The following is a 14,472-nucleotide window of genomic DNA, read 5'->3' on the forward strand; positions in this document are numbered from 1 at the left end:
ACGTAAGTCAGCGCCCTTGCTCGCGTCTGGCGGGTTTCGTCGAACATTTCCTGTGGGGCTTGGCGAACACGTACTGACTGCCGCGGTCAGGCTTGGGATGAAGTCGCCGGATCTGGTGCGGTGGCTTGGCGTTCGTAGGACGAGACGATCGTGTCCAGCAGCGCTGGGTAACGGGCGTCGAGGTCGTCGCGGCGCAAGGTCGTCCAGCGGCGGTTGCCGTCCTCCCGCTGGTGGATCACGCCCGCCTCGCGCAGCACCCGGAAGTGGTGGGTCAGCGTGGACGGCGCGACGTCGACGGGGAACGTGCCGCAAGCCCGCTCCGGGTCGGCGAGCAACGTCCGCACGATCGTCATCCGGGTCGGGTCGGCGAGCGCGTGCAACACGTCGAGCACGTCGAAGTCCTCGATCTCGGGGTGCACCAGCGGGGCGTTCCGGCGGCTTGAGCGGGCCATGTGGTCGTCACCTCTTTCGACGTTCATAGTACATGTGGTACGACTTATCACGTACGACGAACGTCGAATGAAGGAGCGGGCGATGCGAGCCCTGGTGATGACCGGACCGGCCGACGGGCCGGAGCTGACCGAAGTGCGAGAGGTCGAGGTGCCGCGGCCCGGCCCCGGCGAGGTGACGATCCAGGTCAGCCACGCCGGGATCAACTTCCTCGACGTCATGGCCCGGCGCGGCGATCCCGGCTACACCACCGGCTGGCCGCACCGGCCGGGCAAGGAGGTCAGCGGCACCGTGCTCGCGGTCGGCGACGGCGTGACCGGGCTGTCCGCGGGCGACCGGGTGGCCGCCTTCACCGCGGGCGGCGGGCTCGCGGAGGTGGCCCTCGCGCAGGCGTCGCTGACGGTGCCCCTGCCCGACGCGGTGCCCTTCGCGGTCGCGGCGGGCGCACCGCTGATGCTGAGCACGGCGTTGCTGCTGCTGACCGACGCGGCCCGGTTCGTCCCCGGTGAGCGGGTGCTGGTGCACTCGGCCAGCGGTGGCGTGGGCGGCGCGGTCGCGCAACTGGTGCCCGCGCTCGGCGGCGGCACCCTGATCGGCACGGTCGGCCGCGCCGGCAAGGTCGACGCGACGCGCGGCTACGACGCGGTCTTCGCGCGCGACACCGACGACCTGGCCGCCCGGATCGGCGCGGTGGACGTCGTGCTCGACCCGCAGGGCACCGCGCTGCTCGACCTCGACCTGGCGGTCGCCGCGCCCGGCACCCGGATCGTCCTGTTCGGCAACGCGGGCGGCGGCACGCGCGGCGACCTGCCCCCACTGTCCACTTTGGCCCGTGGCAACCTGAGCATCGCCGGGTTCAGCATCAGCAGCCTGTCGGTGAGCGCCCCGCACCGGGTCGCGGCCGGGCTGCGCCGCGTGCTCGACCTCCTCGCCGCGGGCTCCGTGACGGCCCCGGTCACCGAGGTCGCCCTCGACGACGTCGCCGCGACCCACCAGGCCCTCGCCGAAGGGCGCGGCACCGGCAAGTACGTCGCACGCGTCCAGCAGGCGTAGCAGGCGGGCTCGCGCTGGCGGCCGGACACCTGACACAGTGGACCGGTGCTGAATCAGGTTGCCGACGGCGTCTGGGTCCGGCAAAGCGAGTGGGTCTGGAGCAACACGACCGTCGTGCGCGTGGCGGATGGGTTGATCCTGGTCGACCCCGGCATCGACGGGGCCGAGCTGACCGCACTCGCCGACGACGTGGACCGGCTCGGCATCCCGGTGGTCGCCGGGTTCTCGACCCATCCCCACTGGGACCACCTGCTCTGGCACCCCCGGTTCGGCGACGTGCCGCGCTACGGCACCGCCGCCTGCGCCCAGGCCGCCGCCGAAGCCCGGCCGCGGGCCCAGGAGATGGCGGCCCAGGAGATGGCGACGCAGAGCGCGACGGGCATCCCGCTCGAGTTGATCGGGCTCCTCACCCCGCTGCCCGCGGACGGCGGACCCGTGCCGGGCCAGATCATCGAGCACGACGCGCACGCCGTCGGCCACGCCGCGCTCCTGCTCGCCGATCGTGGCGTGCTGCTCGCCGGCGACCTGCTCTCCGACGTCCTGATCCCCCTGCTCGACGCGCGCCGTCCCGGCCAGCTGGACGCCTACGCGACGGCGCTCGACCGGCTGGGCGAGGCCGCGCGGCACGTCGACGTCCTCATCCCCGGCCACGGCGCCGTCGCCGGCGGGCCCGAGGTGGCGGCCCGCCTGGCCGCCGACCGCGCCTACCTCGACGCGCTGCGGCGCGGGGAGGAACCGGTCGACCCGCGTCTGGACCAGGACTGGCTCGCCGGCCCGCACCGGTCGAACCTGGAACAGGCCCGGCAGAACGCCACGTGATGGGGCGGCCTCCCGCGCACTCCGCGGACGAGTTCGTCGACGCCGCCGTGCGGTTGTTCGCGTCCGGCGGGGCCCGTGCCGTCACGATGACGTCCGTGGCCCGCGAGCTCGGTGTCCACAGTGGATCGGTCTACTACCGGTTCCCCGATCGGCCGTCGCTGTTGTCCGCGATGTGGCTGCGGACCGAGCGGCGGTTCAACGACGAGTTGCTGCGGCTGGTCGACGAGCACCCCGGCGCCGAGGGGGTCGTGCTGGTGAGCGGGTGGATCGTGGACTGGTGCCGGGACAACGTCGAGCAGGCCGCCGTCCTGCACGCCGGCGTTCGCGCCTTCTCGCCGCACACCTGGCCGCAGCAGGCCCGCACCGAGCTCGCCGAGCACAGCGCGGCACGGGATCGGCAGACAGCGCGCGTGGTGCGGGCGGTGGGCGCGGAGACCGGGCGGGACGCCGACGAGATCCTGCTGGCGCTGATCGACCTGCCGATCTCCGTGGTCAGCCGCTACCTGGCCCGCGGCACCGCGCCGCCGCCGTCGGCCACCAAGCTGACCAGGCGGATCGCCAAGCTGATCATGGCCGGCTGACCTTCGTCGCGACGATCGTGCCCTGCGCGACCGCGCACAGCACCGGCTCGCCGTCGGGCGGGACGACGCGCAGCTCGGCCGTGCACACCGCCTGGTGCGCATTGGCATGCACGACAACGGCTTCCGCGCGCAGCACGCCGTCACGGGCGGCGCGCAGGTAGCTGATCGTGAACCCGGCCGTGACGACGCTGGGGCCCAGCACGCTGCCGCCGGCGAACGTCAGCACGTTGTCGGCCGCGTAGGCCAGGACACCGCCGTGCACGACGCCGAACTGCTGCCGGTGCAGGTCCTTGATCTCGATCTCCAGCGTGGCCGCGCCGGGATCGAGCACCGTGCACCGGGCGCCGACCTGCCCGTTGAACGGCTGCGCGGCCAGCACGGCGTTGCCGAGCTCGACCGTGGGCCGGAAGCCGGTCATGACGCGATCACCAGCCGGTAGCCGACGTCCAGCGTTTCCCGGGTCAGCAGGTCGTCGTGCCTGCGGTGCCACGCGCCACTGCGCAGATCGGCGGCCAGCCGGGCCATCGCCGGGCGCACCACGGTCTCCGGCAGCGAGGCCACGCCGGACATGCCGGCCCGCACGCCCTCGTCGAGGTAGGCCTCAGGCCGTCGCCAGTACGCCGCGAGGAAGCCGTCCGTGCAATCCCACGGCACCTCGACCACTTGCACCTCGACGACTTGCACCTCGGCAGCGCCGAACGCGGCCAGCACCGTGTCCACTGTGGCCAGTCGGCGCTCGCGGACGGCGATCTCGGGCAGGTAGTCGGCGACCAGCCAATAACGCGCCATGACCTCGACGTCCCAGGTGAGCACCACCTGCCGCCGGGCAACCCGGCGCAACTCGGCCAGGCCCGCCACCGGATCGGCCCAGTGGTGCACGGTCAGCAGCGCCAGCGCGACGTCGAACTGGTCGTCACGGCAGGGCAGGGCCTCGGCGGTGGCCCGCACGACCGGCGCCGAGCCGGGGCCGCGCTGACCCAGCATCGTGACGGACGGTTCGACGGCCAGCACCTGCCGGTCGGTGGGTTCGTAGGAGCCGGTCCCCGCCCCCACGTTGAGCACCGAAGTGGCGGTGCCGAGCGCGGCGTGCACCTGGCGGCCGATGGTGCGGTCCGGACGACGCACGTCCGCATAGCCACGACCGAGGACCCGGTACGGGTCGATCAACAAGGGCTTCGACACAGTTTTTGAGGATACCCCCAAAAAACCTGTTCGAGATCAAGGTGTTGCGTAACGGCTGGCGGTCGGTGGCGATGTCCTCCCCAGATCGCTACTGGGGAGTACAAGTTCATGACACTGGTCCAAACCGCGCGGCACGCGCGTCCCGCGGGCAGGCGTGCCGTGCGCGTGGCCGTTCCGGGTGCCCTCACCACCGCCGCGGCGGTGGTCGGGACGGTCCCGCTGCTGATCCAGGCGGTCCTGGCGATGCAGGGCTACTTCGCCCAGGACGACTTCCTGATCACGTACCTCGCCGCGCACAGCTCGCCGGTCTCGCCGTCGTTCCTGTTCCAGGACTACAACGGCCACGTCTCGCCCGGCATGTTCCTCTACGCCTGGCTCGTCACCGCTGTCGCGCCGCTGAACTTCCCGGTGGCCATGGTGCCGCTGCTGTTGATGCGCGCCGCGACCGTGGTGTTGTTCTGGCGGCTGCTGGTGCGCGTGTTCGGCCGGCGGTGGGCGCTGCTCGTGCCGCTGGCCGTGCTCAGCGGCTGCGTCGTCGTGCTGTTGCCGACGCTGTGGTGGGCGTACGCGATCGAGCTCGTGCCCTGCCAGCTCGCCCTGGTCTGCGCGCTGCACGCCCTGGTGTCCTACCTGCGCGGCGGCGGTTTCCGGCCCGCCGCGTACACGGTCGGGTGGGCGGTGGCCGGGCTCGCGTTCTACGAGAAGGCGCTGCTCTTCGCGGTCGTGCTGGTGGCCGTGACCGCACTGCTGACCCCCGGCCGGCTGCCGCTGGTGACCGCGCTGCGCGCGCACTGGCGGCTGTGGCTCGCCCACGCCGCGGTCGTGCTCGGGTTCCTGGCGCTGCACAGCGCCGTCTCGACGACGTCGGTGCGCACGGGCGCGGTGGCGGGCGGCGCACTGCTCGACCTCACCCGCCGGGTCGTCGTCGACACGTTCCTGGTCGGTGTGTTCGGCGGACCGTGGCGCGCGGTGCACGCCGCCGGCGCGACACCGTCCACCGGCGTGCTGGTGTTCGTCTGCGTGGCCACCGCGGCGCTCGTCGTCGGCGGCCTCTGGGCGCGGCGGGCGCGGGCGGGGCTGGCCTGGGCGCTGCTGGGCGGCTACCTGCTGCTGGACGTCGCGATGGTCGCGCTGGTCCGGCTCGGGCAGATCGGGCCGGTCATCGGCGCTGACCCGCGCTACACCGCCGACGCCATCGTGGTCGGTGCGCTGCTGGGTGCGTTCGCGTTCCTGCGACCGGGGCGCGACCCCGCACCGCCGGCGTGGGAGCGACCGCTGGCCACCGGTCTCGCCGTCGCGGTCCTTGCTGTCTCCACCGTCACGCTGCTGCGCCTCGCACCGGAGATGCGGTTCACCGAGGCACGGTCCTACGTGGACACCGCGTCGGCCGCGGTCGCCGCCGATCCGGAGCTCGTCGTCTACGACGCGAACGTGCCCGACGACATCATGATCAGCTGGTTCGGCGACGACGGCCGGGCCTCGCGGGTGCTCGGGCTGCTGCCGCACCCGCCGAAGTTCGACGCCCAGACCGAGCGCTTGCAACTGCTCGACGCGAGCGGCAGGCCGCACCCCGTGACCACGTTGCAGTACGCCGTGCCGGCCGCAACCAAGGGCCCCGTCAAGGATTGCGGCTGGCCGATCACCGCGACGCCCACGTCCATCCAGCTGCAGTCCCCCGTCGCCGACCGACGCGTCGTGATGCTGGACTACTACACGGCGGACACGGGAGCGGGCGTGCTGGTCACCGGCGCGGTGCGCACCCCGGTGCAGTTCCGCGCCGGCCTGCACCGGCTGTACGTGGTCATCGACGCGGCCTACGACCGGGTCGAGGTCAGCGGCCTTGGCACCCCGGTCTGCCTGGCCGGCCTGCTCGTCGGCATCCCCTGATCCTCAGGTCTTGTCCAGGGTTCCGTCGCTCCAGTAGGTCCACGAGTCCACGGCGCCGATCGGGTAGCGCGCGGCGTTGTCCTCGAGGGTCTTGCCCGTGGCCAGGTCGACGACGGGCGCCTGGTCGGTCGTCTTGAGGTAGATCCTGCCTCGGTACACCGCTTGCACGACGGCTTCGAGCTGGTAGGCCTTCTGCGCGTCGAGGATCCACGCGGGACGGCCGGTCGTGGTGTCCAGCACGCCGAAGGGCTCGACGCGCTGGGTGTTGCGGTCCGAGATGCGCCCGAGCGGGAAGACCAGGTCAGAGCGCGGGTCGGCGGCCACGACGGTCGCGGGCAGGGTGCGGTCGGCGCCGGTCCGTGCCTCGTAGGTGGACTCCTTGTCCGACGTGCTGGCGGTGATGCGCACGTACTTCTGCTTCTCGGCCTGCTGCGATGTGCCGCCGTTGGCGTCGATCGCGATCACCTCGATCGACGGGCACGGCGTGCCCATGGACGCGGAGTTGGTGGTGTGCAGCGTCTTCCCGGTCGCCACCTCGACGTCGAGCGCGACCTCGCACGGCGTCTTGTGGTCCTCCTGGGTGCCGGAACCCTTCGTGAACACCGTGACGGCGCCCAGCACCGGGCCCTGGATCCAGCCCTGCTTCTGCCACAGCTTCGCGCCGGTCATCGCGTCGAATGCGTAGCTCGTGGCGGGCGCTTTCGTGGTCGTGTCGGTGGCGAACGCGACCGCCGCCCCGTCGGGTGACCCGGTCAGCTTGTGGGGCGCCGAACCGGTCTGGTCGTCGCCGCGCAGCACTTCGGTGGTGTGCAGAACGGTCTGGCTCGCCGGGTCGATCGCCGCGAGCAGAATGACGAACTGCTGCGGGTCCAGCCCCTTCGCCTCCTCACGCACCTGCACCGCGGCCGCGATCAACGGCTTCGCCTCCGTGCCGATGCTCGTGTAGGACTCGCCGACGACTGCCTTGTCGGGGAACAGTTCGGCGGCTTTCAGGGTGACCGGCCCGTGCCCGATGACGTACAACTCGATCGGCCCGTCGACCCGCGGGTCCTCGCTCGTGTTGAACGGGCGCTTGTACAAGAAATGCCCGAACGGCTCGTAGTCCGGACCGACGGTGACCGCGGCGGCGCTCGCGGTGGAGGTCTGTGGGGCGCTCGTCGTCGACCTCGGCGCACCCGCGGTCGCCGCGCCGGTGCCGGTCGGCGTCCCGGCGGTGGCCTGGCAGGCGCCGAGCAGGCCGAGCACTCCGATCAACGCACCGCACATCCGGATCCGCTGCGCCATGTCTCCCCTTGGTGGACCTCGATCTCGGCAGGCAACGACCGTAGATCGCCGAGGGAACCCTTTGGGTTACCGATCCCGGCCGGCCAGGCGGGTCAGGCCAGCTTGTGCGCCAGCCACGCCAGGGCCAGCGGCTGGCGGTACTCGATGCCGTGGTGGCCCGCGTCGAAGAACTCCAGGTGGATGGATTCCTCCGCCACACCAGCGTCGAGCAGGGCGTCGTGCAGGGCTTGGGTGCCCAGGTCGAGGAACCACTCGTCGCGCGTGCCGGCGTCGAGCCAGATGGCGTGCAGGGAACGCAGGGCGTCGGCGTGGTTCGGGGCCATGCGCACCGGGTCCCAGGCCAGCCAGCGCGACCAGATCTCCGGGATCGGCGCGCCGGTTCGCGGGTTGAACGGCAGGAGCGGGGTGCCGTCGGTGTCCGGGGAGAAGCACGCGGAGACACCGAGGATTTCCAGCAGGCGCAGGTCTTCGTCCTTGGTGAAGGCGACTCGCGACGTGAAGTCCTGCCACCACGCGAAGATGTCGCCGTCGTAGGCGCGCAGGTGGCGGGCGGCCCACAGGAAGTGCGGGAGATATTGGGCCTCGGAGAGCGCGTCGCCCGAGTGGGCGGCGAAGGCGCCGAAGAGGTCGGGGCGGCGCATCGACGTCATCGACGCGCCGAAGCCGCCGCTGGACTTGCCCGCGATGGCGCGGTGGTCGCGGGTCGGCCGGGTGCGGTAGTGGGCGTCCACCCAGGGGACGACCTCGTCGCAGAGGTAGGAGTGGTAACGGCCGGTGCCGGCCGAGTCGACGTACTGGCTGCCGCCGTAGGTGGTCCAGGCGTCGACGAAGGCCAGGATCATCGGTGGGGCCTCGCCCTTGGCGAAGACCTCGTCGATGCGGACCGGCACCGGTTTGCGGTACGGGGCGGGGTGATTGCTCCACGCGGGCAGCGTGCCGCCGAAGCCCAGCAGCATGTACACGACCGGGTAGTGCCGGTCTCGGTCCTCGTCGTAGCCCGGCGGTGTGTAGACCCAGAGCGGCCGTACGTGCGGATCGCCCAGCGGGTTGTCCCGCAGCAGGTCGCTGTCGATGGTGTGTTCGTTCATCCTGCCCGCGAACTCCGGTGGCCACAGTGGCATACAGACGCCTCTCGTTTACTATGAATTCGTACTGTTCGAACTGATAGTATATGGATATGAAGGATTCCGTCGACAGACATATCGAGCACTGGGTGCGCGAGGTGCCCGACCTCGACGCGGACATCGAGGGCGCGATCACGCGGATGCAGGTGCTCGTCCGGCTGCTGCAGCGGCGCAAGGAACAGGCGCTGGCCGCGCAGAAGCTGAAGGGGTGGGAGTACGACATCCTCTGGCGGCTGCGCTCGGTGGGCGCGCCGTACCAGGTGACGCCCACCTGGCTGGCCCGCGCGCTGGACACCCACCCCGCCACCCTCACCAGCCGGCTGGACCGGCTCGAGGACTCGGGTCACCTCACGCGCACGCACGACCCGGACGACCGGCGCCGGCTGCTCGTGCGCCTGACCAAGAAGGGCCACAACGCCTGGGCGGCCACCATCGACGAGCAGGCGGTCACCGAGCGCGCGCTGCTCGGCGCCCTGACCGACGGCGAACGCCAGCGGCTCTCGAACCTGCTGCGCAAGGTCGTGTCCGCCGTGGAAGAACACGAGCCACCGCTCATGCCGCCCGTGGAAAGCTGAGGGTGTGGATCCGGAAGCCTGGGACAGCGAAGAGGTGCACCGCTACCTGACCCTCGGCCTGGACAAACCGGACCTCGACGGCGCTTCGGGCACCGGCACCAAGGCGATGGTCGTCGGGTCGACCGGACCGTTCGCGCAGCTGGCCGGGCGCAAGGCGCTCGAGGCGGGCGGCAGCGCCACCGATGCGGTGATCGCGACCGCGCTGACCCAGATCGCCCTGGCCGCCGGTTCGTGGGTCAGCTATGCGGGCGTCTTCCACCTGGTGCACGCAGGCGAAGACCGGACGGACTCGTTGAGCGCGGGCTATGCCACGTTCGCCGAGGAGGACGACGCGGCGAGCATCCCCAAAGCGCCCGAACCGAGCGGGCGCACGGCCCTCGTGCCGGGATTCATGGCCGGAATCGCTTCCGCGCACGAACGATTCGGTGTGCTGCCCTGGGCCGACCTGTTCGCGGCGGCGATCCACGTTGCGGAGCAAGGGTTTCCGGTCGGCGCGCTCCGCGCGGGCCAGTTCGCTCTGCGCAAGGACGTGCTGCCGGAGTCGTTCCGCGCGCAGCGCGGCGACACCTTCCGCCAGCCTGAACTCGCCACGACGTTGCGTGCCGTCGCCACCGAAGGCGCCGACTGGATGTACCGCGGGCCGTGGGCACGCGAGTTCGTCGCGGTCGTGCGTGCCGCTGGCGGCAAGGCCACAATGGACGATTTGGCGCGGTACCAACCGATTTGGGCGGATCCGCTCACCGTCGGCTTCCGCGGCACCGAGGTGCACACCATCGCACGGCCGGACACCGGCGGCGCCGCGCTCGCCGCGGCCCTGCGCCTGGCCGAGGACGTCGACGGCGATCCGCTCGAGGATCCCCGGGCGCTGCACGACCTGATCAAGATCACCCGCCAGGCGATGCGGCCCGGCAGCCACTCGGACTTCGTGCTCGCCGTCGACGAGCGCGGTAACGTCGCCGCCGCCTGCCACACGATCAACACCAGCCTGTGGGGCAGCACCGGGTTGTTCGCCGGCGGTGTGTCCATTCCGGACTCCGCCTGCTTCCAGCAACGCGCCCTGGCCGGCCTCGGGCCGGGTGAGCACCTGCCGTGCCCGGTGAACCCGGCGATCGCGTTGCGCGACGGACGGCCCGTGCTCGCGTCAAGCAGCATCGGCACCGGTCTGCAGTGCGCCACGCTGCAAGGCGTCCACGCGGTGCTCGGGCTCGGCCTCCCGGTGGACGAAGTCGTCCGGCGCCCGATGTTCCACGGTCCCGACTACCTCGCCGGGGACACCGTAACGACCACGTTGCAGGAGCGGCTCAAGGGCAAGGCGGTCGGATCAGCCTGGCAGAACGCGGTGGCCCGGGCGAAGGACGAGGGTGTGCCCCGCGAGCAGGTGTGGGACTACGTGATGGCGGCCGTGCCCCAGGTCATCGACGACCGGTTCGACCCGGCCGTGGTGCGTGCGACCGAAGAACTCGGCCAGGCGCTCGCTCCCCGGCCGCTGTCCGAACCGACGATGCCCCGTGGGTTCTGGGGCGGGATCCAGCTCGGCGACGGGCCGCTCGTCGGCGGGCGCACGCCGTTCTCGGGCGGCACCGTCGAGGGGCTCTGAGCCCCGGAGGTCACGGGATGGCAAGCAGGTCTTCGTGTTCGACGACCACGTGCGGCTCTTGCGACGATCGGCGCCGACGCCAGTCCCGCACCGCCTCGGCCAACTCCGGACGCCAGTCGCAGGCGGCGCCGAGCCAGCCTTCGAGCCACTGATCGAAGAGTTCGCCGGGCGTGAGCCGCCACGGGCTCGGCGCGCGGGTGACGGTGTACCCCAGCCGCGCGAATTCCTCGGCCGCCCAAGCGATCCCGTCCGGCCCGAGCAGGCGACGACCGCCCACTGTGCGCCTTTGGTGGGCGTTGAAGGCGGCCACCAGCTCGTCGTCGAGCGGGTCCGGCGGCGTGAAGCGGACCTTGCCCACGACGGACAGCGTGAAGAGGGCGGCGCACCGCGCGCCGGCGCACGACTCGACGAGGCCGGTGATCTCCTCGGCGGTCAACAGGTCGAGCACGGCCGAGCCGGTGACGAGGTCGGTGCCTGCGAGATCGTCCGCGCTCAAGGTGGTGAAGTCCCGCAGATCGGTGACCGCCCCCGGCACGGTGGCGGCCGCGATGGCCAGCAGGTCCGGGTCGTGATCGGTCAGGATCCACCGGGGCGAACCGGAAAGCCGCGCACCAAGCCACCGAGCCATGGCGCCGGTGCCGCACCCGAGGTCCCGCACCACCAACGGAGCCGACGGCAACCTCGCCGGCAAACTCCCGTCCCGAGCTGCCGCATCCGCCGCTTCCCGCACCGCCAACCACTCCGCGGCAAACCCAGCACCCATACTCCCGACCCTACGACCCTCCCTCCACCCCCCACCCATTCATTCCTCATGAATACGAGGCCGCGCGGAGGGAAACCGCAGGTCAGGCGCATTCCACCCCTCGCCGGCCGACGGAATTAGCGGGCTAATTCCGCACGAGCGAGCCGGAGGCGACCCGCGGCGGGACGAACGCGAAGCGGAACGCATTCATTCCTCATGAATACGAGCGCGTAGCGAGCAGAATCCCAGGTCAGGCGCACTGCATCCCGCGCCAGCCCCGGGAACTAGCGGGCTAATTCCCTCCGGGGTGGGGTGACGAGGCGTCGGCAGATGACTCGGAGCCACGACGCATTCATTCCTCATGAATACGAAGATGTGCCAGACAGAACCGCAGGTCAGGCGCACTCCGCCCCTCGCCGACCGCGGGAATTAGCGGGCCAATTCCCGTGGGGAAGCGGGTCAGGACTCGGATTCGAGGGTGGCGGTGCGGAGGGCGGCGGCCAGGCGGGCGGCGGGTTCGGAGACGGGGCCGGGGAGGCGGGCGAGGAGGATCCGGCGTTGTTCGCTGGGGCCGCCGCGCACGGGCAGGACGCGCACACCCGGCGGCGCCACCTTGGCCACCGGGGCGGGCACGGTCGTGATGCCGAGACCCGCCGCCACCAGGTGGAGCTTGGCCAGCCAGTCGCGCGCGGTGTGGACGATCTCGGGCCGTTCGTTCAGGCCGGGCCACACGCCCATCAGCAGTTCGCCGCCCGCCCCGGCGATCCAGCGCTCACCGTGCAGGTCGGCGACGTCGACGAAATCGCCGTGCGCCAATGGATGGGTGCTGGACAGCGCGATGCGCAGGCTGCGTTCGGTCAACGTCTGCAGTTCCAGCGGCGGCGTCTCGGCATCGGGCGAGCGGAACGGCGGGCCGGACGCCAGTAGCGCGAGATCGACGGTGCCCGCCCGCAACGCCCGGGTCAGGGCCGGCGTGCCGCCCTCGCGGGTGAGCACCGTGATCGCCGGGTCGGTGCGGCGCAACGCGGCCAGCGCGCGCGGCACCAGCCAGGCCCCGGCCGTCGGGATCCAGCCGAGCCGCACCGTGCCCGCCTCCTCGGGCAGGCCGGCCAGCTCGCGGCTCGCGGCATCGACTTCGTCGACGGCGGCGGCTGCCCGGCGCACCACGATCCGGCCGGCCGGTGTCAACCGCACGCCGTCGTGGCGGCGTTCCAGCAGTGGGGTGCCGGCGGCGCGTTCCAGTGCGGCGATCTGGCGGGACACCGCGGACTGCGTGTAGCCGAGCGCGGCCGCCGCGGCGGTGAGCGTGCCGCGTTCGGCGACCTCACGGAACACCCGCAGCGCGACGAGGGAAGCATCGGCGAAGGCCATGACACATACGCATACCATGGTTGCGCTTTTCTCGCTTTTCGCATGCACCAGCCGCGCCTAACGTCGAAGGCATGAGCTTGATCGAAACCCCGTTCGGATTCACCAGCACCGCCCTGGACGTGGTCGAGGGCATCGACCTGACCGGACGGCGAGCCGTGGTCACGGGCGCGTCGTCCGGCATCGGCGTGGAGACCGCGCGCGCCCTCGCCGCGACCGGCGCCGAGGTCACCCTGGCCGTCCGCGACACCGAAGCCGGCCACCGCACGGCCAAGGACATCGCCGCCACCACGGGCAACGAAGACCTGCACGTCCACCCGCTCGACCTGACCGACCTGGACTCGGTCGCCGCGTTCACGTCGGCGTGGGACGGGCCGCTGCACATCCTCGTCAACAACGCCGGGGTGATGGCCTGCCCGGAGCGGCACACCCCGCAGGGCTGGGAGTGGCAGTTCGCCACAAACCACCTCGGGCACTTCGCGCTGGCCACCGGGCTGCACGACGCCCTGGCCGCCGACGGCGCCGCCCGCATCGTCTCGGTGAGCTCGACCGGCCACCAGCGCTCGCCGATCGTGTTCGACGACGTCCACTTCGCGTTCCGGCCCTACGACCCGTGGCTGGCCTACGGCCAGTCGAAGACCGCGAACGTGTTGTTCGCGGTCGAGGCCACGCGGCGCTGGGCGGACGACGGCATCACCGCGAACGCCGTCATGCCCGGCGGCATCTTCACCAACCTGCAGCGCCACACCGGCGGCCGCGGCACCGGCCAGACGCCGCTCGAACTGATGAAGACGCCGGCGCAAGGCGCGGCGACGTCGGTCCTGGTGGCCACTTCCCCGCTGCTGAAGGGGATCGGCGGGCGCTACTTCGAGGACTGCGCCGAGGCCGTCACCATCGACCGCCGCGGTGAGGCGCCGCCGTTGCACGGTGTCGCCCGCTACGCGCTGGATCCCGAAGGCGCGCAACGGTTGTGGGACCTGTCGGAACGGAGCGTGGCATGACGGTCGCACTGGTCACCGGCGCCACCCAGGGCCTCGGCCTGGCGCTGGTCGAAGGGCTTGCCCAGCGTCTGACGCCCGAGGACACCGTCTACCTCACCGGCCGCGACCTCGGCCGGATCAACCAGGCCGTCGAGTCGCTGCCCGGCGGGGGCGCCCAGGTGCGTGGCGAGGTCTTCGACGTCGCCGAGCCGATGGCCGCCGCCCGTCTCGCCGACCGGCTGGGCGGGGTCGACATCGTGTTCGGCAACGCCGTCATGCGCGTCGGTCCCGACGACGATCCGCGCTCGATCGTCGAGGCGTACACGGAGGTCAACAACTTCGGCACCACACGGTTGTTGCGTGCCTTCGCCCCCATCATGCGCGACAACGGGCGCCTGATCGTCGTGGCCAGTTCCCTTGGCACGCTGCGCCAACTCGCACCGGTGCTGCACGACCGCTTCGACGGCTTGTCCTCTTTGGACGAGGTGGACGAGCAGGTGGCCGCGTGGCGGGATGCCGTGCTGGACGGCAGCGCACGCTCGGGCGCGTGGCCGGGATTCGTGAACATCCCGTCCAAGATCGCGCAGGTCGCCGCCGTGCGGGCGCTGGCCGAGCAACGCCGGGAAGACGACGCCGCCCGCGGGATCCTCGTCGCCGCCGCCTGCCCCGGCATGATCAACACACCGACTTCGGCACTGTGGTGGGACGTCAGCGACGCGCCCACGCCCGCGCAGGCCGCCGTCGCCCTGCTGGAGCTCGCGTTCCAGCCCGTCGACCCCGACCGCTACGGGCAGCTGGTCCGCCACGGCAAGGTCGTGCCCTGGCGGTAG

General features: G+C 71.8%; 15 protein-coding genes. 8 read left to right on the forward strand and 7 right to left on the reverse strand.

Annotated elements, in window-relative coordinates; genetic code table 11:
* Nucleotides 1–86 precede the first annotated feature (86 nt).
* Entirely contained in the window at nt 87–479 is a 393-nt protein-coding gene (locus EV186_RS20540) for an ArsR/SmtB family transcription factor (RefSeq protein WP_243754162.1), read from the reverse strand.
* Nucleotides 480–534: 55 nt separating this feature from the next.
* Between EV186_RS20540 and EV186_RS20545 the strand changes: the two genes are divergently transcribed.
* Genes EV186_RS20545 through EV186_RS20555 form a run of 3 tightly spaced genes read left to right on the forward strand, consistent with a single transcriptional unit; the run spans nt 535 to nt 2,903 of the window.
* On the forward strand, nt 535–1,503 hold the full coding sequence (locus tag EV186_RS20545) for a quinone oxidoreductase family protein (protein ID WP_133850931.1): 969 nt from the start codon (nt 535–537) through the stop codon (nt 1,501–1,503).
* A 45-nt stretch (nt 1,504–1,548) separates the two neighbouring features.
* Nucleotides 1,549–2,322 carry an MBL fold metallo-hydrolase gene (locus EV186_RS20550; RefSeq protein ID WP_133850932.1) on the forward strand — a complete coding sequence of 258 codons (774 nt, stop codon included), beginning with the start codon at nt 1,549–1,551 and terminating at the stop codon, nt 2,320–2,322.
* Complete coding sequence (locus EV186_RS20555; protein ID WP_133850933.1) at nt 2,322–2,903, forward strand: TetR/AcrR family transcriptional regulator; 582 nt, start codon at nt 2,322–2,324, stop codon at nt 2,901–2,903. Before EV186_RS20550 ends, EV186_RS20555 begins: the two co-directional genes overlap by 1 nt.
* On the opposite strand, the gene EV186_RS20560 is transcribed toward EV186_RS20555, so the two are convergent.
* Both EV186_RS20560 and EV186_RS20565 read right to left on the reverse strand, forming a co-directional pair.
* Entirely contained in the window at nt 2,890–3,321 is a 432-nt protein-coding gene (locus tag EV186_RS20560) for a PaaI family thioesterase (RefSeq protein ID WP_133850934.1), read from the reverse strand. The two genes, EV186_RS20555 and EV186_RS20560, sit on opposite strands and share 14 nt — an antisense overlap.
* Nucleotides 3,318–4,085, reverse strand: coding sequence for a class I SAM-dependent methyltransferase (locus tag EV186_RS20565; RefSeq protein WP_243754163.1), 768 nt, complete (start codon nt 4,083–4,085; stop codon nt 3,318–3,320). Before EV186_RS20565 ends, EV186_RS20560 begins: the two co-directional genes overlap by 4 nt.
* 108 nt (nt 4,086–4,193) lie before the next feature.
* Here EV186_RS20565 and EV186_RS20570 point away from each other — a divergent pair, with 108 nt between their 5' ends.
* Complete coding sequence (locus EV186_RS20570) at nt 4,194–5,972, forward strand: hypothetical protein (protein WP_133850935.1); 1,779 nt, start codon at nt 4,194–4,196, stop codon at nt 5,970–5,972.
* Between the two features lie 3 nt (nt 5,973–5,975).
* On the opposite strand, the gene EV186_RS20575 is transcribed toward EV186_RS20570, so the two are convergent.
* Both EV186_RS20575 and EV186_RS20580 read right to left on the reverse strand, forming a co-directional pair.
* Complete coding sequence (locus EV186_RS20575) at nt 5,976–7,256, reverse strand: hypothetical protein (protein WP_133850936.1); 1,281 nt, start codon at nt 7,254–7,256, stop codon at nt 5,976–5,978.
* Between the two features lie 92 nt (nt 7,257–7,348).
* The gene (locus tag EV186_RS20580) at nt 7,349–8,344 is read right to left on the reverse strand and encodes an alpha/beta hydrolase-fold protein (protein ID WP_243754164.1); all 996 of its coding nucleotides are present in this window, start codon (nt 8,342–8,344) and stop codon (nt 7,349–7,351) included.
* A gap of 89 nt (nt 8,345–8,433) precedes the next feature.
* Here EV186_RS20580 and EV186_RS20585 point away from each other — a divergent pair, with 89 nt between their 5' ends.
* A complete protein-coding gene (locus tag EV186_RS20585) occupies nt 8,434–8,955 on the forward strand; it encodes a MarR family winged helix-turn-helix transcriptional regulator (protein WP_133850938.1) in 522 nt (173 codons plus the stop codon).
* 4 nt (nt 8,956–8,959) lie between these two features.
* Complete coding sequence (locus tag EV186_RS20590; RefSeq protein ID WP_133850939.1) at nt 8,960–10,552, forward strand: gamma-glutamyltransferase; 1,593 nt, start codon at nt 8,960–8,962, stop codon at nt 10,550–10,552.
* Nucleotides 10,553–10,562: 10 nt separating this feature from the next.
* Here EV186_RS20590 and EV186_RS20595 read toward each other — a convergent pair whose 3' ends face one another.
* Together EV186_RS20595 and EV186_RS20600 are read right to left on the reverse strand one after the other, a co-directional pair.
* Nucleotides 10,563–11,180 carry an SAM-dependent methyltransferase gene (locus tag EV186_RS20595; protein WP_341815241.1) on the reverse strand — a complete coding sequence of 206 codons (618 nt, stop codon included), beginning with the start codon at nt 11,178–11,180 and terminating at the stop codon, nt 10,563–10,565.
* Nucleotides 11,181–11,753: 573 nt separating this feature from the next.
* The gene (locus tag EV186_RS20600) at nt 11,754–12,665 is read right to left on the reverse strand and encodes a LysR family transcriptional regulator (RefSeq protein WP_133850941.1); all 912 of its coding nucleotides are present in this window, start codon (nt 12,663–12,665) and stop codon (nt 11,754–11,756) included.
* Nucleotides 12,666–12,736: 71 nt separating this feature from the next.
* Here EV186_RS20600 and EV186_RS20605 point away from each other — a divergent pair, with 71 nt between their 5' ends.
* Nucleotides 12,737–13,663 carry an SDR family NAD(P)-dependent oxidoreductase gene (locus tag EV186_RS20605; protein WP_133850942.1) on the forward strand — a complete coding sequence of 309 codons (927 nt, stop codon included), beginning with the start codon at nt 12,737–12,739 and terminating at the stop codon, nt 13,661–13,663.
* On the forward strand, nt 13,660–14,472 hold the full coding sequence (locus EV186_RS20610; protein ID WP_133850943.1) for an SDR family NAD(P)-dependent oxidoreductase: 813 nt from the start codon (nt 13,660–13,662) through the stop codon (nt 14,470–14,472). The genes EV186_RS20605 and EV186_RS20610 overlap by 4 nt, the downstream gene beginning before the upstream one ends.

It is taken from the genome of Labedaea rhizosphaerae, from assembly GCF_004362825.1.
Taxonomy (GTDB): domain Bacteria; phylum Actinomycetota; class Actinomycetes; order Mycobacteriales; family Pseudonocardiaceae; genus Labedaea; species Labedaea rhizosphaerae.